At 48.4% G+C, this 20784-nt stretch carries 18 protein-coding genes; 1 reads left to right on the forward strand and 17 read right to left on the reverse strand.

The genetic code is table 11. From position 1 onward, the window contains the following. Nucleotides 1-114: 114 nt before the first annotated feature. Both N288_RS16355 and mce read right to left on the reverse strand, forming a co-directional pair. The gene (locus tag N288_RS16355; protein ID WP_009794711.1) at nucleotides 115-1665 is read right to left on the reverse strand and encodes an acyl-CoA carboxylase subunit beta; all 1551 of its coding nucleotides are present in this window, start codon (nucleotides 1663-1665) and stop codon (nucleotides 115-117) included. After that, nucleotides 1662-2078, reverse strand: coding sequence for a methylmalonyl-CoA epimerase (gene mce, locus N288_RS16360; RefSeq protein ID WP_022544170.1), 417 nt, complete (start codon nucleotides 2076-2078; stop codon nucleotides 1662-1664). Before mce ends, N288_RS16355 begins: the two co-directional genes overlap by 4 nt. Nucleotides 2079-2222: 144 nt before the next feature. On the opposite strand from mce, the gene prli42 reads away from it, so the two are divergent. After that, nucleotides 2223-2318, forward strand: coding sequence for a stressosome-associated protein Prli42 (gene prli42 / locus N288_RS25215; protein ID WP_022544171.1), 96 nt, complete (start codon nucleotides 2223-2225; stop codon nucleotides 2316-2318). A gap of 360 nt (nucleotides 2319-2678) precedes the next feature. Here the strand turns inward: prli42 and N288_RS16365 are convergent, their stop codons facing one another. From N288_RS16365 to bcd, 15 genes are all read right to left on the reverse strand, one after another. Continuing rightward, nucleotides 2679-3221: a L,D-transpeptidase gene (locus N288_RS16365; RefSeq protein WP_009794991.1), complete on the reverse strand. Its 543-nt coding sequence runs from the start codon at nucleotides 3219-3221 to the stop codon at nucleotides 2679-2681. Between the two features lie 53 nt (nucleotides 3222-3274). Continuing rightward, nucleotides 3275-4243, reverse strand: coding sequence for an aromatic acid exporter family protein (locus tag N288_RS16370; protein ID WP_009794990.1), 969 nt, complete (start codon nucleotides 4241-4243; stop codon nucleotides 3275-3277). A gap of 155 nt (nucleotides 4244-4398) precedes the next feature. Further along, nucleotides 4399-5121 (reverse strand): amino acid ABC transporter ATP-binding protein, encoded by a 723-nt coding sequence (locus N288_RS16375; RefSeq protein WP_009794988.1) that lies wholly within the window; start codon nucleotides 5119-5121, stop codon nucleotides 4399-4401. Continuing rightward, entirely contained in the window at nucleotides 5114-5773 is a 660-nt protein-coding gene (locus tag N288_RS16380; RefSeq protein ID WP_009794987.1) for an amino acid ABC transporter permease, read from the reverse strand. The genes N288_RS16375 and N288_RS16380 overlap by 8 nt, the downstream gene beginning before the upstream one ends. Before the next feature lie 158 nt (nucleotides 5774-5931). Further along, nucleotides 5932-6735, reverse strand: a complete 804-nt coding sequence (locus N288_RS16385; RefSeq protein ID WP_022544173.1) for a transporter substrate-binding domain-containing protein — start codon at nucleotides 6733-6735, stop codon at nucleotides 5932-5934. Nucleotides 6736-7033: 298 nt separating this feature from the next. Beyond that, entirely contained in the window at nucleotides 7034-7471 is a 438-nt protein-coding gene (locus tag N288_RS16390) for a BrxA/BrxB family bacilliredoxin (protein ID WP_009794984.1), read from the reverse strand. A gap of 257 nt (nucleotides 7472-7728) precedes the next feature. Continuing rightward, a complete protein-coding gene (meaB, locus tag N288_RS16395; protein ID WP_009794983.1) occupies nucleotides 7729-8850 on the reverse strand; it encodes a methylmalonyl Co-A mutase-associated GTPase MeaB in 1122 nt (373 codons plus the stop codon). Beyond that, nucleotides 8850-11045, reverse strand: coding sequence for a methylmalonyl-CoA mutase (gene scpA / locus N288_RS16400; protein WP_009794982.1), 2196 nt, complete (start codon nucleotides 11043-11045; stop codon nucleotides 8850-8852). The genes meaB and scpA overlap by 1 nt, the downstream gene beginning before the upstream one ends. Further along, the gene (locus N288_RS16405; RefSeq protein ID WP_022544174.1) at nucleotides 11038-12897 is read right to left on the reverse strand and encodes a methylmalonyl-CoA mutase subunit beta; all 1860 of its coding nucleotides are present in this window, start codon (nucleotides 12895-12897) and stop codon (nucleotides 11038-11040) included. Before N288_RS16405 ends, scpA begins: the two co-directional genes overlap by 8 nt. A 191-nt stretch (nucleotides 12898-13088) precedes the next feature. Further along, nucleotides 13089-14393 carry a dihydrolipoamide acetyltransferase family protein gene (locus tag N288_RS16410; protein WP_009794980.1) on the reverse strand — a complete coding sequence of 435 codons (1305 nt, stop codon included), beginning with the start codon at nucleotides 14391-14393 and terminating at the stop codon, nucleotides 13089-13091. Nucleotides 14394-14771: 378 nt separating this feature from the next. After that, nucleotides 14772-15755: an alpha-ketoacid dehydrogenase subunit beta gene (locus N288_RS16415; RefSeq protein WP_009794978.1), complete on the reverse strand. Its 984-nt coding sequence runs from the start codon at nucleotides 15753-15755 to the stop codon at nucleotides 14772-14774. Nucleotides 15756-15767: 12 nt separating this feature from the next. Then, on the reverse strand, nucleotides 15768-16763 hold the full coding sequence (locus N288_RS16420) for a thiamine pyrophosphate-dependent dehydrogenase E1 component subunit alpha (RefSeq protein WP_009794977.1): 996 nt from the start codon (nucleotides 16761-16763) through the stop codon (nucleotides 15768-15770). A 231-nt stretch (nucleotides 16764-16994) separates the two neighbouring features. Beyond that, nucleotides 16995-18416: a dihydrolipoyl dehydrogenase gene (gene lpdA / locus N288_RS16425; RefSeq protein ID WP_009794976.1), complete on the reverse strand. Its 1422-nt coding sequence runs from the start codon at nucleotides 18414-18416 to the stop codon at nucleotides 16995-16997. Nucleotides 18417-18427: 11 nt separating this feature from the next. Further along, the gene (gene buk / locus N288_RS16430; RefSeq protein WP_009794975.1) at nucleotides 18428-19534 is read right to left on the reverse strand and encodes a butyrate kinase; all 1107 of its coding nucleotides are present in this window, start codon (nucleotides 19532-19534) and stop codon (nucleotides 18428-18430) included. A gap of 130 nt (nucleotides 19535-19664) precedes the next feature. Continuing rightward, nucleotides 19665-20759 (reverse strand): branched-chain amino acid dehydrogenase, encoded by a 1095-nt coding sequence (bcd, locus tag N288_RS16435; protein WP_022544175.1) that lies wholly within the window; start codon nucleotides 20757-20759, stop codon nucleotides 19665-19667. Nucleotides 20760-20784 lie beyond the last annotated feature (25 nt).

Raw genomic sequence — 20784 nt, forward strand, 5'->3', positions numbered from 1 at the left:
CTAGTATACCGCTCACATCATTCAACAGCAACCGGAGAGCCTGCCTGGGGAGAGGACTGCAGACTGGTGCCATAAGAAAAAAGGAAGGGAGTATTCCCTTCCAATCAACAGCATTTATAAGGGGATATTCCCATGCTTTTTGGCCGGCCGCGACTCCTTTTTATTCCGGAGCATCTCAAGTGCCTGAATGAGTTTAATTCTCGTATCCCGTGGATCAATGACATCATCCACCATGCCGCGGCTGGCAGCCACATAAGGATTGGCGAACTTTTCGCGGTATTCTTCGATTTTCTGTTCCCTGACTGCTTCGGGGTTGCTGCTGCCCTGGATTTCGCGCGCAAAAATGATATTGGCTGCTCCTTGAGGGCCCATGACCGCAATTTCAGCATTGGGCCAGGCAAACACAAGGTCAGCGCCGATGGATTTGCTGTTGAGGGCAACATAGGCGCCGCCATAGGCTTTCCGGAGGATCACGGTCAGCTTCGGAACAGTCGCCTCCGAATAGGCATAAAGGATCTTGGCCCCATGCCTGATGATCCCTCCGTGCTCCTGCTTGATGCCCGGGAAGAAACCGGTTACATCTTCAAAGGTAATGAGCGGAATGTTGAAGGAATCGCAGAAGCGGATAAATCTTGAAGCCTTATCGGAAGAATCAATATCAAGCCCGCCTGCCATTACCTTGGGCTGATTGCAGACAAGACCGACTGATTCGCCTTTGATCCTCGCCAGCCCGACAACAATATTCCTGGCAAAATCCTGCTGAACCTCCATGAACGATCCTTCATCCACAATCTGTTCCACTACTTTGCGGACATCATAAGGCCTCAGGCTGTCAAATGGGATGCAGTCAGTCAGATCAGGCCGGTAATCGTCCTCTTCATCTGCTGAAAGCCGCGGCGGCTTTTCCCCGCTGTTCTGGGGAAGGTAGCTGAGAAGCCTTCTTACCTGCTGGAGGACTTCCTCTTCTGTTCCGCCCATGAAGTGGGCATTGCCGCTTATTGAATTATGTACCTCTGCGCCGCCAAGGTCTTCTGAAGAAATCTTTTCGCCTGTGACGGTCTCAATCACTTTCGGGCCGGTAATGAACATTTGGCTCGTTTTTTCGACCATAAAGACAAAGTCTGTTATAGCTGGCGAATAAACGGCCCCGCCTGCACACGGGCCCATAATGACAGAAAGCTGCGGAATCACGCCGGAATAGATGCTGTTGCGGTAGAAAATGTGGCCATAGCCGTCAAGCGACACAACCCCTTCCTGGATCCTTGCCCCTCCTGAATCGTTCAGCCCGATGAAGGGAGCGCCGTTTTTGGCAGCAAGATCCATAACATTTGCGATTTTCTTTGCGTGCATCTCGCCAAGTGCGCCGCCAAATACGGTGAAGTCCTGGGAAAATAAGTAGACAGGCCGGCCGTTTACCTTTCCATAACCTGTAACAACCCCGTCTCCCGGCCCCTTTGCCCTGTCAAGGCCAAAGTCTGTCGATCTGTGCTCAATAAAGGGATTCAGTTCCACAAAGGTCCCTTCATCCAGCAGCAAGCCGATCCTCTCCCTTGCAGTAAGCTTCCCTTTCTCATGCTGCTTCTCTATCCTCTCGTCGCCTCCGCCCAGTTCCACCTCCCGGCGCCGGTCGTACAGCTCATTGATTTTTTCATAGATGTCCGTCATGCTTCTTCCAGTCCTTTCTTCTCGCAGAATTCATAGAGTACGCTCCCGGATGACTTTGGATGGATAAACGCCACCTTCGCACCGCCTGCGCCTTTCTTTGCTTCATCATTAATCATTCTGATGCCTTTTTCTTTTATCTCTGCTATTCTTTCATTGATAGAGTCCACACCCAGTGCAATATGGTGGATGCCTTCTCCCCGCTTTTCGATGAATTTTGCTATTGGGCTGCCTTCTCCCAGCGGTTCGAGCAGCTCAAGCTTTGCATTTCCTGCAAGAAGGAATGCCACCCTGACCCGCTCAGATTCGACATCTTCCACACCAAGCAGCTCGAGGCCGAGCACATCTGTATAAAATGGAAGAGCACTGTCAAGCGAGCTGACAGCGATCCCAATATGATCCACTTTGTTAATCATTTATGAACCCCCCGCTTGCATAATACTCTTAATATTCGATAAAAATGTCGAAATTCCTTCAAATATTGAGCGGTTGTTCATTTTGAATTTTCTTAGTAGAATAGAGTAATAATAGATTAGAATGTCAGAAGGAGGGGCTCCTGCTTGTCTAATAAAAAATTCCGCAAGATCATCGTATATTTAATGATTTTTGCCATGCTCGCATCCACCCTTGCTGTTGGAGCAGCCATGTTTTTATAGAAACGAAAAAAAGGATCGCCTTATGGCGGTCCTTTCTAACTATAGATAGATTCAATGAAATTTGAGCTTTACCATGATTTCTTTTGGTAATGAGAATGTTGATTTCCGTTCCAGGCACTTCGCTTTCCGCGGGGCGGCGCTGCAATCACGCAGGAGTCTACGTGCCTTCCACTCCAATCGACAGATTTACAAATTTTTATGGCATTATGTGGCCTATTTAAGGGCATCTGATCCTTTAATACAACAACGAATTCAAAAAGGCCGTCTTAGGAAGCGGATCAGAAAGGTTTCTATTGGGCCCGCTTTTAAGCACGATCTTTTTTATTTGGAGATTTGCCTGCTGCTCTTATTTTAAGTATTTTACTGCTTATAAGGCCACACTGTATTTAGTTCACTGATAGCACCGTACTCTTTACCCAGCTCTTCAAAGCTTTGGCCGGTTGATACAACCAGCACTTTGGTCCCGATGGGGATGAGTTCGAACAGGGACTCGATTGCTTCATTCTGCATGCGGACACAGCCGGAGGAGACATATTTGCCGATGGATCCGGGCTCATTTGTCCCGTGTATCCCATATATCCGCCCGTCCGTCTCCTCAGCATCAAAGCCGATCCATCTCGTTCCGAGAGGATTTTCCGGAGAACCGCCAGGAATGTTTTTTCTTCTGTAATAAGGCTCCTTCGCCTTGACTGTGACAGTAAAAAGCCCCTCCGGCGTCAAATCAGCCGTCTTGCCGGTGGCAGCGCTTATGACCGTCTGGACCCTGTTTTCGTCAACAAGCGCAAGCTCATTTGTCTGTTTATTGATGATGACGAAAGGGTCTCCAGGCAGCGGATTGGGCCCGATCGGCCAGATAGGAGAAAATGAAAAAGAAAGCGCAAGGATCGAAAGCATTTTAAGCATCCATTTCACCAGCCTGTATCATTTTTGAATAGCTTCTGCCTGCATGCCCCCGATTATGCGCTTTTCTCTTTTTTCAATCCTTTAAAAGAGCTTTTAATGACCAAATATTGTTCCATTTCTTTAACAAAATGCAGGAGGGCCGCACGCGCTTCAAACTCCTCCCTTGTTCGTGGGAGGTCGCTCTCTTCGAAAGAAAGCTTCATCCGCAGCAGCTTTTCCAGATACACAATCGCTGTATTGCCGGGATGAATATTGTTTGACAGCTCTTCGATGAAATCAGCGACAATCTCTCCCTGCTCCACAGTAAGGCCGATCGATGTAACGGTCGGCAGCACCCTTTCAATGATTTCAAATTGCTTTTCCCTCATTTTAAAATAATGGTAGTAGGAGTTTTCATTGCGCAGGAAGTGATTTTCAACATCCCTGAAGGCAAGGGTCTTGGCTTCCGAGATCAGCCTCTCTGTACCGGTGATCTCCCTGCCGTCCCAGTCACTTTCATTGGTTCGGAGATAGGTGATGATTTCATCAAATATCCTTTTGAAGTTATCTTCAATCTGAAGCTGATATTTTTCAAGCTTTCTGTCAAGGCTTGGCATATACAGATTCGCCAGCAGTGCCACTCCTATCCCGACAGTTATGATTCCAAGTTCATTCAAAAGCAGGCTGCCAGTAACCTCGCCCGCAGAATAAATATGCAGGGTGATTACACTGCTGGACACCACCCCTTCACTTGCCTTCAGCATCACAGCCGTGGGGATGAAGAATAACAGCAGCAGCCCGATCACAGCCGGATGATATGCAATACCTTCAAAGAATACGGTGGAAAAGACCATAGAAAGCAGACAGGCCAGGAATCTGGCCCAGGAAGCTGTAAGCGACCTTTTTTTTGTCACTTGGATGCATAAAATCGTCAATATGCCTGCAGATACAAAGTTATTAAGCCCAAGCATTTGTGCAATGATAATGGAAACAGCTGTCCCGGCAGCAGTTTTAATCGTTCGGTATCCTATTCTGAATTTCATATCATGCACTCCTATACAAGCAGCCATTCAGCGGAAATGAATACCCCTGAAGGCTGTAAATAAACTTATGTAAAGCCTCCCCGATATGCCGTGGGAAAAGCCGGCCAATTGAAAAAGAAGATGATCTGGGACCATCTTCTTCCTAATTATACGTTTTAAAGCACTTTTTGCAAGAAGTCTCTTGCCCTTGGACTTTTGGGACTCGAGAAAAATTCTTCCGGAGGAGAATCCTCTACAAGAACCCCTCCATCCAGAAAGAGGACCCGGTCTGCCACTTCCTTGGCAAAGCCCATTTCATGGGTCACGATCACCATGGTCATACCGCTGTGGGCAAGGGATTTCATGACGTCCAGCACTTCCTTGACCATTTCGGGATCCAGGGCAGATGTCGGCTCGTCAAACAGCATCATGTCCGGCTGCATAGCCAACGCCCTGGCAATGGCCACCCTCTGCTTTTGTCCCCCTGACAGGCGGTTCGGATATTCATTAGCCTTCTCTGAAAGGCCAACCTTCTGCAAAAGCCCGGTGCCGATTTTTTCAGCTTCCTGCTTGGAAACTCCTTTTACTTTCATCGGGGCATATGTGAGATTCTCCAGCGCTGTCATATGCGGGAACAGGTGGAAGTGCTGAAAAACCATGCCTACTTCCTGCCTCACCTTCATAATATCCGTTTTCCGGCCGGTTACTTCCTCTTTGCCGATGAATATCCTGCCATCCGTTGGCTGCTCAAGCAGATTCAGGCACCGCAGAAATGTTGATTTCCCGGAGCCGGAAGGGCCGATGACCGCCACCACTTCACCGTCCTGGACCGTTGTGCTGATCCCTTTCAGCACCTCCAGGCTGCCGAAATTTTTGTGCAGATTCTCTACCTTAATCACTTCGCCTCATCCTCCTTTCAACCGCTTTGCCGATGATCGTCAATGTGATGACCATTACATAATAAATCAGGCCCGCAATCAGAAGAGGCTCAAAGAAGGAATATTTCTCGGCGCCCACCTGATAGGAACGGCGCATAATATCCATGACTCCTATTGTTGTAACGATCGCTGATTCCTTCGTAAGTGTGATAAATTCATTCATGAGGGCTGGAAGGATGTTTTTCAGTGCTTGCGGGAGGATGATATCCCACATCATCCTTTTATAAGGAATCCCAAGGGCCATTGAAGCTTCCCGCTGCCCTTTGTCCACCGCCAGTATCCCGGCTCTGATGATCTCTGATATATAAGCTGCGGAGTTAAGTCCGAAAGACAGCACTGCTGCTGCATAAGGCTCTATTTGAAAGCCGAGGATCTGGGGAGATCCATAATAGATGAGCATCAGCTGAAGCACGAGCGGCGTTCCTCTAAAGATGGAAGTATACGCATCCGCCAGCCAGCCAAGATACTTTAAAGAGCTTATCTTAAATAATGCAAGAATAATTCCGAGTGCAAAGCCAAGAAGGCCGGCAAGCAGCACAATTTGCAGGGTGACGCCAATCCCTTTTAATATATATGGCATTGATGGGATAAACTGAGCAAAATCCAAATTCATAACCTGTCTCATTCCTCTCTTTCTGAGGCGCATTCAATGGCAGCCTGCTTATCTTCGGCAGCTTGTCCATTCGGTTCGCTAGCCCGGACTGAAAGGCTGTCCATTCCAGCGGATGCAAAATGTCCAGCAGGAATTCCTGCTGAACATCAGCCACAAAATTACTCTTCTCCGCCAAACCATTTCAGTACTAATTCTTCAAGCTCGCCGCTGTCCTTCATTTCCTGAAGGGCTTTGTTGAAATCGTCTGTCAGCTCGCTGTCCTTCGGAAGGGCAATAGCAGATCCAAGCTCCTCTTCATCTTCAATGACAAATCCATTGAGATCTTCATTTGATTCAAAATAGCCTGTTGCTACTGTATCTTCAATGATGGCAGCATCAAAGCGGCCGGTCATCAACTCCTGAACAATCTCAGGGATACGGTTGCGGTTTTCAACTTTGATATCGATCTCTTCAGCAATGTCGTTTGCTTTCCCTTCCTGGATGGATCCCAGCTGGACGCCGACTGTCTTGCCTTTTAGATCCTCAAGCTTTTCGATCCCGCTGTCCTTCTTTGTCACAATCATATGTCTCGCAGTGTAGTAGATATCTGTAAAGTCAATATTCTTTTTGCGTTCTTCAGTCGGAGACATTCCCGCCAATACAATATCTACCTGGCCGGATTTCAGCGCTTGAACGAGCCCGCTGAATTCAATATCCTCAACCTGAACTTTATAGCCAAGCTTTTCTGCCAATGCATTTGCAAGATCAACATCGAAACCGATAATATCATCGCCTTTTGCAGTATCGATGTACTCGAATGGCGGATAATCAGCCGAAGTACCCATAATCAGCACCTTTTCATCATCTGATCCTGAATCTCCCGCTTCACCGCCGCTTGAAGCAGGCTGTTCACTCGCCCCGCAGGCTGCCAGGATTCCAGCTGCCAATATACTTACCAAAAACAGCAACATACTCTTTTTCATTTTACTTTCCTCCTATAGTTTTTAGAAAATTAATTATTTTCATAATTAGTAGTATTTTATAGTGTTAGATCCTGTTATTTCAAGTAAAAACACTAAGTTAATACTTATTCACTACAATGAATTTTAACACATATTAATATTTATGCAATAATATAATTAAATATAAATATATATTTTAATTATATTATTACTATTTAATAAAAGTTTTATAGCTTTTTTCCGGAGAAATCAGGGTTTGCCGGTTTACTGCACGAAAAAAAAAACCCCTGCGTTCAGCAGGGGTTTTCTTGTATGATACTTAAACTTCTTCGCAATATTTATCAAAAGCATCCTGAAGCTTTTGGACTACTGCCATTGGTTCGTGCCCTTCAATTTCATGACGCTCCACCATTGTAATAATTTCTCCGTCTTTCATAAGTGCGAAAGATGGTGATGATGGAGGGAATCCGGTAAAATAAGACCGCGCCTTTTCTGTCGCTTCCTTGTCCTGCCCCGCAAAGACCGTCACAAGCTGGTCAGGGCGCTTATCATAATGCAGAGAGTGAGCTGCAGCAGGGCGTGCAATCCCGCCGGCACAGCCGCAGACAGAATTGACCATTACAAGCGTCGTGCCTTTCTGGGACAGCGCATGATCAACATCCTCCGGAGTGGTGAGCTCTGTATATCCGGCTGCCACAATTTCCTGGCGGGCCTGGCGAACGACATCGTTCATAAACAAATTAAAATCCATATTCATTCTTTATCGCCCCTCATATAAATAGTTAGACTTATATCTCTTCTAATAATAGCAACTTCATGCTGCTTTTTTCAATGCATTCAACTCAAAGAAGCCTGCTTAGGCCAAGTAACAATAAAATCCGCCCACTAAAATCCAATAAAATTCTAAAATAAAGTTTATTAGCCAGATATTGGGGAATGATAACAGTACAGCTAGATCCATACCCCTAAACTCCCTAGATATGGCCGGTGTTCCGTTGAACACCGGCCGCTTTTTTATTCTCTCGCCTCTTTAAAAAGAGCAAATAAATGCTCAACGGCAGAAGCAACCGTCCTTCCGCCGGAGATCACTTCATTTTCCATTTGCGGCAGCTCTTTTCTGACCTCTGGATGCTGGAAGAAGCTATATTGAAGCTGATCCATGATCATGCTGTTTATCCATTCCTTCGACTGCTCCCGCCTTCTCTGGCTGAACACGCCGGAATGGGAGGCAGAGTCCTTAAAGCTTTTAATCTCTTCCCAAATTTCCAGGATGCCTTTGCCGGTCAGGGCAGAGCAGGCATGAGCTTTCGTTTCCCAGCCCTTTGTAGCCGGCTGAAGAAAATGGACAATGCGTGAATATTCTTCTCTTGTCTTCAATGCCTGGGGTTCATTAGCACCGTCTGCTTTATTGACGATGATGGCATCTGCAATTTCCATAATGCCTTTTTTCATCCCCTGGAGTTCATCTCCGGCCCCGGTCAGGACAAGCAGCATAAAGAAATCGACCATTTCCCTGACAATGATTTCGCTTTGGCCAACCCCGACTGTTTCAACAATAATCACATCATAGCCTGCCGCCTCGCACAAAAGCATGGTCTCCCGGGTTTTCCGGTGCACGCCGCCAAGCTTGCCACCTGCAGCTGATGGCCTGATAAAGGCATTTGGATTTCTCGAGAGATTTTCCATCCGCGTTTTATCGCCAAGAATGCTTCCGCCGCTGATGCTTGAGCTCGGGTCGACAGCCAGCACTGCCACTGAATGCCCTTGCCCGCAAAGAAGGCTCCCAAACGCCTCGATAAAGGTGCTCTTTCCTGCCCCGGGCACTCCAGTAATGCCGATTCTGATCGAATTGCCGGTGTGGGGAAGAACCTCCTGCAGCAATTCCTGAGCAGTTCTGAAATGGCGCTCTGCATTGCTCTCAACCAGCGTGATTGCTTTTGCCAGAAGGCTCCTGTTTCCTGAAAGGATCCCCTTCTTCAGCTCATCCGCCGACAGATGGTCCGACTTCTTTTTTTGGAATTTCGGGCCCTTCTGTACAAAAGGCTGGGGAGCAGCCATCTCCTTCCCCTCACGAAGGGAAGTGGAGAAAAGGTCTGGCGGCCTGCCATCATGCCAGCTCGGCTTCTTGTCCTTCATTATTCAGCCACTTCCTCATAGCCAAGCTTTCTGTAAATCTCCTGCACGACTTTCTGGGCAGCGGCAGGAATGACCGTCCCAGGCCCAAAAATGGCGGATGCCCCGTTATCGTATAAATATTGATAATCCTGAGCTGGTATCACTCCCCCGATAATGACGAGTATATCCTCCCTGCCCAGCTTTTTTAGCTCTTCAACCAGCTGTGGAAGAAGTGTTTTATGGCCGGCTGCAAGCGAGCTCATGCCAATCACATGAACATCATTCTCCACTGCCTGAAGAGCTGTTTCAGCCGGAGTCTGGAAAAGCGGTCCGATATCCACATCAAAGCCCAAGTCTGCAAATGCCGTGGCAATTACCTTCGCTCCCCTGTCATGGCCATCCTGGCCCATCTTGGCAATAAGGATTCTCGGGCGCCTTCCTTCATTTTCAAGAAACCCGTCCGTAAGGCTCTTCACCTCGGCAATTTCTTCTTCATTGGTAAAAGCAGAACTGTACACGCCGCTGATAGAACGAATGACTGCTTTATGGCGCCTCGCTGACTTTTCGATAGCAAAAGAAATCTCCCCAAGAGTCGCTCTGGCCCTGGCAGCCTTCACGGCAAGATCTAAAAGGTTCCCTTCTCCTGTATCTGCAGCTTTCGCCAGGGCTTCAAGCGCCGCGGCAGCTTTTTCACTGTCCCTTGTGTTCTTCAGCTTTTCAAGCTTATCCAATTGCTTAAGCCTTACGGCTGTATTATCAATATCAAGTATGTCGATCGGGTCTTCTTTTTCAAGCCTGTATTTATTCACTCCGACAATGGTTTCTTTCCTGCTGTCAATCTGGGCCTGCCTCCTGGCAGCCGCTTCTTCAATCCTCATTTTCGGAAGACCGGTTTCAATAGCTTTGGCCATGCCTCCAAGGCTCTCAATCTCTTCAATATGCTGCCACGCCTTTTGGATCAGCTCATTGGTCAAAGATTCTACATAATAAGATCCTCCCCATGGGTCGATCACATCCGTGATGCCTGTCTCTTCCTGCAGGTAGAGCTGGGTATTGCGGGCAATCCTTGCGGAAAAATCAGTCGGGAGCGCGATGGCTTCATCCAGTGCGTTCGTATGAAGCGACTGGGTATGCCCCATCGCCGCAGCATGGGCTTCTATCAGCGTCCTTGTTACGTTATTGAATGGATCCTGCTCTGTGAGGCTCCACCCCGATGTTTGGGAATGCGTCCGCAAAGCCATGGATTTCGGATTTTGCGGGTCGAAGGATTTCATCATTTTCGCCCAGATATACCTTGCCGCCCGCATTTTTGCCACTTCCATAAAATAGTTCATCCCAATTGCCCAAAAGAAGGAGAGCCGAGGGGCAAAAGAGTCAATGCCGATTCCGGCCTTCAGCCCGGTCCTGACATATTCAAGCCCGTCTGCAAGCGTATAGGCGAGCTCAATGTCTGCAGGTGCTCCCGCCTCCTGCATATGGTAGCCTGATATACTGATAGAGTTGAACTTTGGCATATACTGGGATGTATATTCAAAGATATCCGCAATGATCTTCATCGACATGTCAGGCGGATAGATATATGTATTGCGGACCATATATTCCTTAAGGATATCGTTCTGGATCGTGCCTGACAGTTTTTCCTGGCTCACACCCTGCTCCTCGGCCGTTACAATAAAGAATGCCATAACAGGCAGGACAGCACCGTTCATCGTCATCGACACAGACATCTGGTCAAGCGGAATCCCGTCAAACAGGGTCTTCATGTCAATGATTGAATCAATGGCCACCCCCGCTTTTCCTACATCCCCCACCACCCGCGGATGATCAGAATCATAGCCGCGGTGTGTAGCCAGGTCAAAAGCAACCGATAGTCCTTTTTGCCCCATGGCCAGGTTTCTGCGGTAAAACTGATTGCTTTCTTCTGCTGTTGAAAAGCCGGCATACTGGCGGACTGTCCATGGCCTGTTGACATACATGGTCGCATAGGGACCCCTTGTGTACGGAGGAAGGCCGGGCTTATCATCCAGATGGTCCAGTCCTTTAATATCCGATTCCGTATACAGCGGCTTGATCCCAATATGTTCATTGGTCTCGAACCGCAGGCTGCCGGCATCCCCTCCAGCCAGCCTGCCGGCCTCCTGCTTCCACTCATATTCCGCTTCCTTTTGGCTTGCGCCGAACAAACTGATGCTCTTGAAATCCGGTTTGTTAGCCATTCATTTTCACCTCTGTTTCTTCTAGCAGCTTTCCAAGAATTGAACAGACATTGCTCTTGGCAGTTATGAAGTCATGAATGCCAAGCTCCCTCCATTCTTCCGCCGGTGAATCGGGATGCCCCGCAAGGTAAACAACCGATTCCGGATACCTCTCCTTTAATTCTCTTAGCAGCTGTTTGCCAGCCGTCTCATACTGCTGATTGGTTCCGCAAATACAATAGCAGGTATAATCCCTTTTCAGGAGCGCTTCTGCATCAGGGAATCCACTGACACCCGGGCTGTGTTCAGCAGCAATTCCCCCGGCAGCGAAAAAGCCGGCAGCAAAGTCGGTTCTTGTTTTATGCTCCTTTAATTCCCCGAGTGAAATCAGCCCCGCCTGCAATTGCCCGCCGCCGCGTCTCAATTCCTGGGCCTTTGTCCTGATATTCTCAAATGTGGCTGATAGCCTCTCCTGGTGAAGCGGCCTAATTGTCCAGCCGGAGTTAGCCCCCTCTTTAAGCCTGCCTCCCCTGTCAGGCAGCTTATCCTCAAGATTCGCATAAACATTTGTGCCAATTATACTTTTCTTCCTCGTCTCGGCATCATGCTTCTTTTTCTCCAGGATTTCTCTTGTCTGCTCCTGGATCCATCCTTTCTCCAGCGCATCAGCCATGCCGCCGAAGGATTCAATCTGAAGGAAGATATCCCACGCTTTTTCCGCCAGTTCATTTGTCAGGCTTTCAATATACCAGGATCCCCCTGAAGGGTCTGCCACCTTCAGAAGATGCGCCTCTTCTCTGAGAAGCAGCTGTATATTGCGGGCAAGCCGCTGCGAAAAAGATCCTGAACTCCCCAAAACTTCATCAAATGCTCTCACCTGCAGGTACTGGACTCCTCCAATCACCGCGGCAAAAGCTTCATTTCCTGACCGAAGCAGATTGACATAAGGATCAGCCATCGTTTTTGTGAAATACGATGTTTCTGCTGCAATGACCATTTTTTGCATGTCTTTTGGTGCTCCGAAGGCAGCTGCGATTTTCCCCCATATAATTCTGGCGGCCCTCAGCTTGGCAATCTCCATAAAGAAGTTTCCGCCTGACGCGAAGCTGAAAACCAATTTTGAAAGTATATCCTCCAGGGAAAGATGGCGGTCCAAAAGTCTGCTCACATGCTCTGTCGCTGCAGCGGCTGCAGCTGCCACTTCAAGCGCAGCATGGGCTCCCCCATTATGATAAGGGACAGCATCGGCAAGAATCGTCCTAAGCTTCGGCATCTCAGCCCCCGCTTTCTCCAATGTAACCGCCCAATCATCATAAAGCCCTTCCACCATTTGATCTCCTGGAAGACCCTCTGATGCAGCTTCAGCCAGCGGGTCCCTTCCTATATAACCGTGTATCTCCTTAGATTGCGGCAGGTTTTCCAGAACAGCAAGCATGCTGGATTGGCTGCCCGCAGCATTGATGGCAAAAGGGTATTCTCTATGTGCTCCATCCAGTATTCCCGCAAAGCTTTCAAGGAAATGCTCTTCAACAGGAAGAACAATAGCATTCTGGCCATTCTCCAGCGCCCGCTTTAACTCCTGCTTCAGGTCTTCTGCAGTTTCTCCGGAAATCCTTTGGGCAATTTTCCAATCAGCTTTGCTGTAGCCGAGAGGTTCAATGCCCCGCCGGAAATCCTCCTGCCCCGGATATTGCGATTTTGGAGTAAGGGCTGATGTTTCTGCAGAATAAAGCGGTTTCAATTTTATGTTTTCATATGTAAGCCGGTCTAATGACTCTGCCGCCCTTCCTTTTAAAGCGGATTCTGCTGCCCGCTTCCAATCTTCCATCGTTTTTTCGGGAAATGATATTTTCTCCATCTCTTGATAACTCATAGAACGCTGCTTGTGACAGCAGCTTCCCTCCTCCCAGGAACTGAAATTCATCAATATTCTAAATTATTTTTCTAATATTATTGTAGTATACAAGAGCTAAACTGGCAACGAAGGACAAAGGACGTTCTCCCTTTTCAAATAAAGCCAAAAAACGCTGCAGCTTGATTAAACTGCAGCGCCTTTCGTTCTTCTTAATACACAGATGTATTTTCTTTTGATGTGTTCTCAAGTATCTCTTTAACCCTCTGCAGAAACCGTCCGCACACAAGGCCATCAAGGACACGGTGGTCCAGCGACATACAAAGGTTGACCATATCCCGGACTGCGATCATGCCATTGTTCATGACGACCGGGCGCTTAACAATCGATTCAACCTGCAGGATTGCAGCCTGAGGATAGTTGATGATGCCCATTGACTGGACAGACCCAAATGAGCCGGTATTATTGACTGTGAATGTGCCGCCCTGCATTTCTGCTGAAGTCAGCTTGCCGCTCCGCACTTTGCCGGCAAGCTCTGCGATTTCACGGCCGATGCCTTTGATCGTTTTTTCATCAGCATGCTTGATTACTGGCACAAAAAGCGCATCGTCTGTTGCGACTGCAATGGAGATATTAATATCTTTTTTCTGGATGATCTTGTCCCCTGCCCACATTGAATTAATCTGCGGATATTCCTTAAGGGCCTGGGCTACTGCTTTGACAAAGAATGCAAAGAAAGTCAGGTTGAATCCTTCCTTTGTTTTGAATTCATTTTTGATGGAGTTGCGGTAGTCGACAAGATTCGTAACATCCACTTCCATCATTGTCCACGCATGCGGTGCTTCATGCTTGCTTCGGAGCATATTTGCGGCAATTGCCTTACGGACACCTGTTACCGGAATTTCTATATCACCAGGCACGACTGGAACATTCGGCGCAGCAGCTGGCTGCTTTGCTGCCGGCTCAGCTTGAACCTGAGTCTGTGCAGCAGGCTCTTGTGCCTTCTGTGAGGCTGCCGGCTCTTCCTGCCTTGCCTCAGCCTGAGGAATATCCCCTGAATCAATCAGCTTCTGGAGATCCTTCCTTGTAATGCGGCCTCCTGCACCTGTTCCGTTCACCAGGTTCAGGTCGATGCCGTGCTCTTGGGAGAGCTTTAGCACTGCAGGCGAATATCTTGCCTTGGATGGACTGCTTTCTTCCAGCTTTGTTTCTGAAGATGCCGCTTTTTCTTCTGTCTTGAAATTCTCTTTTCCAGCTGCCTCGTCAGTATTCCCGCCTTCAACCTCAATCGTCAGGATCACTTCACCCACTGCAAGTGTGTCTCCCTCCCCGGCAATCAGTTCTTTTATTACACCGGTAAAAGAAGATGGGACTTCTGCATTCACTTTATCTGTCATGACCTCAGCTAAAGGGTCGTATTTATTTACTGTATCGCCGACAGAAACAAGCCACTTGGAGATGGTGCCCTCTGTCACACTCTCACCAAGCTGCGGCATTTTTATTTGTTCAATAGCCAATTGGCATACCCTCCATTGCTATAGATATTTTATGGGCGGCGCTGCTAAGGCAGCGCCCTCCGCTTTTCTTACTGTCCAGCTCCGGCTCCTAGGTACTCGAGTCATAACCCAATCAGGCCAGAAGGTTAAAGAACAACCTTCCGTCCTGCTCGTCTTATGCTGGGCCCGCAGGACGCGGGTCATGCAGGCGTTGCCACAGGACGTGGCGTTTTTAGCCTGCGTTCCTTAATTCTGAACAGTCGCCTCCGCTTTTCTTACTGTCCAGCTCCGGCTCCTAGGTGCTCGAGTCATAAGCCATTCAGGCCAGAAGGTTAAAGAACAACCTTCCGTCCTGCTCGTCTTATGCTTGTCGCACCTGAACAGTCGCCTCCGCTTTTCTTAGTACTCAGCGAGTTCTCTCATGGCTTTTTCTACTTTGTCAGGGTTGACCATGAAGTATTTTTCCATCGTTGGCGCATATGGCATTGCCGGGATATCAGGCCCTGCAAGGCGCTTGATTGGCGCGTCAAGTTCAAACAGGCAGTTTTCGGCGATAATGGCAGACACTTCGCTCATAATGCTTCCTTCTAAATTATCTTCTGTAAGGAGAAGCACTTTTCCTGTTTTGGAAGCAGCTTCAATGATTGCTTCCTTATCAAGCGGATAAACAGTCCTCAAATCAAGGATATGTGCAGAAATGCCATCCTTCGCAAGTCTCTCTGCAGCCTGGAGGGCAAAGTGAACACAAAGGCCATAAGTGATGACTGTGATGTCTTCGCCTTCCCTCTTCACATCTGCCTTGCCGATTGGAAGCACATAATCATCATCTGGGACTTCGCCCTTGATCAGGCGGTATGCCCGCTTATGCTCGAAGAACAGGACCGGATCTTCATCCCGGATAGCTGCCTTCAGCAGCCCTTTTACATCATAAGGAGTAGAAGGCATGACAATCTTCAGTCCTGGCTGATTGGCAAATACGGCTTCAACTGACTGGGAATGGTAAAGGGCACCATGGACTCCCCCGCCGTATGGGGCACGGATGACCATCGGGCAGTTCCAGTCATTGTTTGAACGGTAGCGGATCTTGGCAGCTTCCGAAATGATCTGGTTAACGGCAGGCATGATGAAATCGGCAAATTGCATTTCTGCAATCGGGCGCATTCCGTACATCGCTGCACCAATTCCAACACCCGCGATGGCAGATTCAGCAAGCGGGGTATCGATTACGCGTTCCTCGCCAAATTTTTCATACAGGCCTTGAGTCGCTTTAAATACTCCGCCTTTTTTCCCAACGTCTTCCCCTAGAACAAATACTTTTGAATCTCTTTCCATTTCTTCGCGGATTGCCATAGTTACGGCATCAATATAAGAAATTACAGCCATTTTCTTTCCCCCTTACTTCTCAGCATAGACATATTTCATCGCATGTTCCGGATCAGCATACGGTGCGTTTTCTGCATATTCAGTTGCTTCATTAACCAGTTTCATCACCCGGTCATTGATTTCTTTTTCCAGCTCATCATTCATGAGGCCTGTTTCCTTCAGATAAGCGCCAAAAGTGATGATCGGATCCTTTGTCTTTGCTTCAGCCACTTCATCCGGTGCACGGTAGCTGCGGTCATCATCGTCTGATGAGTGCGGTGTCAGCCTGTATGATACTGTTTCAACAAGTGTAGGACCTTCTCCGCGGCGGCCGCGGTCGGCAGCTTCCTTCACAGCCTTGTATACTTCAAGCGGGTCATTGCCGTCAACAGTCACGCCAGGCATCCCATAGCCGACAGCACGGTCGGCAACATTTTCGCATGCCAGCTGTTTTTCAATCGGGACGGAAATGGCATATTTGTTATTTTCACACATGAAAATGACAGGAAGCTTATGGACCCCTGCAAAGTTTGCACCTTCATGGAAGTCACCCTGATTGGAGGATCCTTCTCCAAAGGTAGTGAAGGTTACAAGGTCCTTTCCTTCCATCTTTCCTGCAAGGGCAATTCCTACAGCATGAGGAACCTGTGTTGTAACTGGGGATGAGCCCGTTACGATTCTGTTTCTCTTCTGCCCAAAGTGGCCCGGCATCTGACGGCCTCCCGAGTTCGGATCTTCAGCCTTTGCAAAACCTGACAGCATCAGCTCTGTTGCCGTCATCCCGAATGTAAGCACTACGCCCATATCGCGATAGTATGGCAGTACATAATCCTTATCAGTGTCAAGGGCGAAAGCAGCGCCTACCTGTGCTGCCTCCTGCCCCTGGCAGGATATAACGAAGGGGATTTTGCCTGAACGATTTAAAAGCCACATCCGCTCATCAATCCGGCGGGCAAGCAGCATGGTCTCATACATTTCCAATACCTTATCATCGCTTAGCCCTAAATCTTTATGACGATTTTCAGCCATTTGTTTGCCTCCTCAAAATTCAATATGTAGCAGGAGCACGAGACTCCTTTTTGCTGTTAATGATCTTATAAAATCAGATATAAGCGGGTAAGCATCCTCCGCTTTTCTTTCTGTCCAGCTCCGGCGGCTAGAGCCTCGAGTCATAAGCCACCCAAGAATTAAAGGCAAAGAACGCCTTTTATTCTTGGGCGTCTTGTGCTTGTCGGCTCTGGGCAAGCCGCCTCCGCATTTCTAGCCATGTATAGCTTTGCCGTCTACTGCGAGGGCTGCTTCTCCGATGGCTTCGGAAAGGGTTGGGTGCGGATGGATGGTGTGAGCTACTTCCCATGGTGTAGCATCCAGCACCTTTGCCAGTCCGGCCTCGGAAATCATATCTGTGACATGAGGGCCGATCATATGGACCCCAAGGATATCATCTGTTTCTTTATCAGCGACAATTTTGACGAAACCGTCCGATTCCCCGAACACAAGGGCTTTGCCGATAGCACGGAAGGAGAATTTGCCTGTCTTTACATCATGGCCCTTTTCCTTTGCTTCATCCTCTGTCAGCCCCACACTCGCAGCTTCAGGTGAGCTGTATATGCATTTGGATATCAGGCTGTAATCCAGCGGTGAAGGATTTTCATTTGCGATATGCTCCACTGCAGTGATTCCTTCATGGGAAGCCACATGGGCGAGCTGCAGTCCGCCGATGACATCGCCAATTGCGTAGATATGCGATTCTTTTGTCTGAAAATATTCATTGACCGAAATAAACCCTTTTTCAATCTGGATGTCGGTGTTTTCAAGACCGATGCCTTCCGTATTAGCCTGGCGGCCCACAGAAACGAGGAGCTTTTCAGCAGAGAATTCCTTCTTCTCGCCTTTAATTTCAGCAGAAATTTTCACTTCTTCACCTTTTTGGAGCGTTTCTGGAAGGACCTTGGCCCCAACAGCAAACTTAACGCCTTTTTTCTTCATCAGCCGCTGCATTTCCTTGGAGATCTCCCTATCTTCTGTTGGAATGATGCGGTCTGCATACTCGATGACTGTAACTTCTGATCCGAAATCGGAAAGCATGGAAGCCCACTCAATGCCAATTACTCCGCCGCCTACAATAATAATAGACTTTGGAATCTCGGTCATCTCGAGTGCTTCGTCAGATGTCATCACCTGGGTTCCATCTATTTCGAGTCCAGGGAGCGTCCGCGGGCGGGACCCCGTGGATACGATGACGTTTTTGGGAATCAGCATTTCATTCTCGCTGCCATTGTTCATTTCAACTGAAATGGTTCCCGGCATAGGAGAAAAAATGGATGGGCCCAGGATTCTGCCAAGACCTTCGAAGACATCGATTTTCCCTTGCTTCATCAGATGCTGGACACCTTTATGGAGCTGGTCAATAATCTTGTTTTTCCTTTCCTGCACCTTGCCGAAGTTGACCGAAACATCTCCTGTTAAAACGCCGAACTCTTCAGCATGGCGGGCGGTGGCATATACTTCTGCACTTCTAAGGAGCGCCTTGCTCGGGATGCATCCGTTATGGAGGCAAGTGCCCCCCAGTTTCCCTTTTTCGACAACTGCCGTCTTTAGGCCCAGCTGTGAAGCGCGGATGGCGGCTACATAGCCCCCTGTGCCTCCGCCTAGTATGACTAAGTCGTATTCTTGTGCCAATTCTATTCCTCCTAAACCGTTGCTTTATTTTTTTCCGAGCCGGGATAATTCTTTTCTGCTTCCTCGCCGCGCAGCACCCTCAGGGCTCCTTCTGCCAGTGCCTGAAGCTCGTTCTCACCAGGCTGCACAATGACATCCGCTATCCAATTGATCCGGCTGCTTATATCCTTGATGAATTCCTTCCCGTAGGCTAGTCCGCCTGTCAAAATAATGGCATCCACCCTGCCGGATAGGGCTGCACCTGCCGATCCAATCTCCTTGGCGACCTGATAGGCCATCGCGGAGTAGACCAGCTTAGCTTCTTCACTGCCCTTTTCAATCATTTTTTCGACCTCGACCGCATCGTTCGTCCCCAAATAACCGACAAGGCCGCCCTGGCCAACAAGCTTTTTCATGATTTCATCGCGATAGAAGTCCCCTGAAAAACAAAGGTCCACCAGATCTCCTGCCGGGACGGTGCCTGCCCTTTCCGGGCTGAATGGGCCATCTCCATGAAGCCCGTTGTTCACATCAGCGACTTTTCCCATCTTATGGACGCCCACAGTGATCCCGCCGCCCATATGGGCAACGATCAGATTTAAATCTTCATATTTCCTGCCCAGCTTTTTAGCGACCCGTCTGGCTACCGCTTTCTGATTAAGGGCATGGAAGATGCTCTTTCTTTCGATCAGGGCAAATCCTGAAATCCTCGCAATATCTTCAAGCTCGTCCACTACGACAGGATCTACTATATAAGAAGGAATGTTAAGGCCTGACGCTATTTCGAAGGCAATGATCCCGCCGAGATTGGATGCGTGCTGGCCTGAATAGCCTTCCCTCAGATCGCGGAGCATCTCTTCATTTACCCCGTATGTGCCCCCCTCGATCGGCCGCAGAAGACCGCCGCGCCCGCAGACGGCATCAAGCTTGGAAATATTCATGCCTTCTTGGTCCAGTGCTTCGAGGATTGTCCTTTTCCTGAAGGCATATTGATCGATGATTTTTTCAAATGAATTGATTTCCCCGGAATCATGGCGGATCGTCTTTTCAAAAATGGATATATCATTATCGAATACTCCGATTTTCGTGGAAGTTGAACCTGGGTTGATTACGAGAATTCGATGGTTGTGTACCTGCAAGATTAAACCTCCAATTCAGATTGTCTCTTTCTATCATTATAGCCGCTGGATATGCTGCTATATCATTAAAATCAAAGAGGCTGAATAAATTATTCAGCGCTCTTGTTGTCCTTTTTCAGCAGTCCCCGGGTTAGCGCCTGCTAAGGATGTGGTGCCCGTTCTGAAGAAATTGGCTCCGTGAATTACGCATTCTTTCAATTCTTTCCTCAGCCATACGGTCAGCGGCCTTATAAGTAGGAATAGCGTCTCTTTTGGCGATTTCAATTACTTTTTCAATATTGTTGTAAATGGTCTCAACTTTTTTCATAGCCCTGTCGCGGTTATACCCGTACAGCTCGTCAGCTACATTGATGACCCCGCCGGCATTGATGACATAATCAGGGGCATAGACGATTCCCATTTCATGGATCAGATCACCGTGAGCAGTATCTTTCAGCTGGTTGTTGGCTGCACCGGCAATTACCTTGGCCTTCAGCTGAGGTATGGTTGAATCATTGATGACAGCTCCCAGGGCACATGGTGCATAGATGTCACATTCTACTCCGTAAATCTCATCCGGATTCACTGCCTTTGCACCAAACTCATCGACTGCGCGCTGAACTGCCTCTTTGTTGATATCAGTCACAATCAGACTTGCGCCTTCTTCATGCAGATGGCGGCAAAGATTGAATGCCACATTTCCTACTCCCTGCACGGCAATGACTTTCCCTTCCAGTGAATCGCTGCCGAAAGCTTCTTTTGCAGCTGCCTTCATTCCGCGATATACGCCGTATGCCGTGACCGGTGAAGGATTTCCGGAAGAACCGAAAGCCGGTGAAATGCCCGTGACATAATCTGTTTCCTCATGGATCATATCCATGTCTGCTACCGTTGTGCCTACATCCTCGGCAGTAATATAACGGCCGTTCAGCCCTTGGATATAGCGGCCGAACGCACGGAACAGCTCCTCATTCTTGTCCTTGCGGGGATCTCCGATGATGACCGTTTTGCCTCCGCCCAGATTCAGGCCGGCTGCTGCATTCTTATAAGTCATCCCCCTGGCCAGGCGCAGGGCATCTTCAATTGCCGCCTCTTCAGACTCATACGTCCACATGCGCGTACCGCCGAGAGCCGGTCCAAGAGTTGTATCATGGATGGCGATGATTGCCTTCAGTCCTGATTGTTTATCCTGACAGAATACAAGCTGCTCATAATCATAAGTCTCCATATATTTGAATAGTTCCATTTTCATATTCCTCCCCTGTTTTTCA

It is taken from the genome of Bacillus infantis NRRL B-14911, assembly GCF_000473245.1.
In the GTDB taxonomy this organism is placed as follows: domain Bacteria; phylum Bacillota; class Bacilli; order Bacillales; family Cytobacillaceae; genus Bacillus_AB; species Bacillus_AB infantis.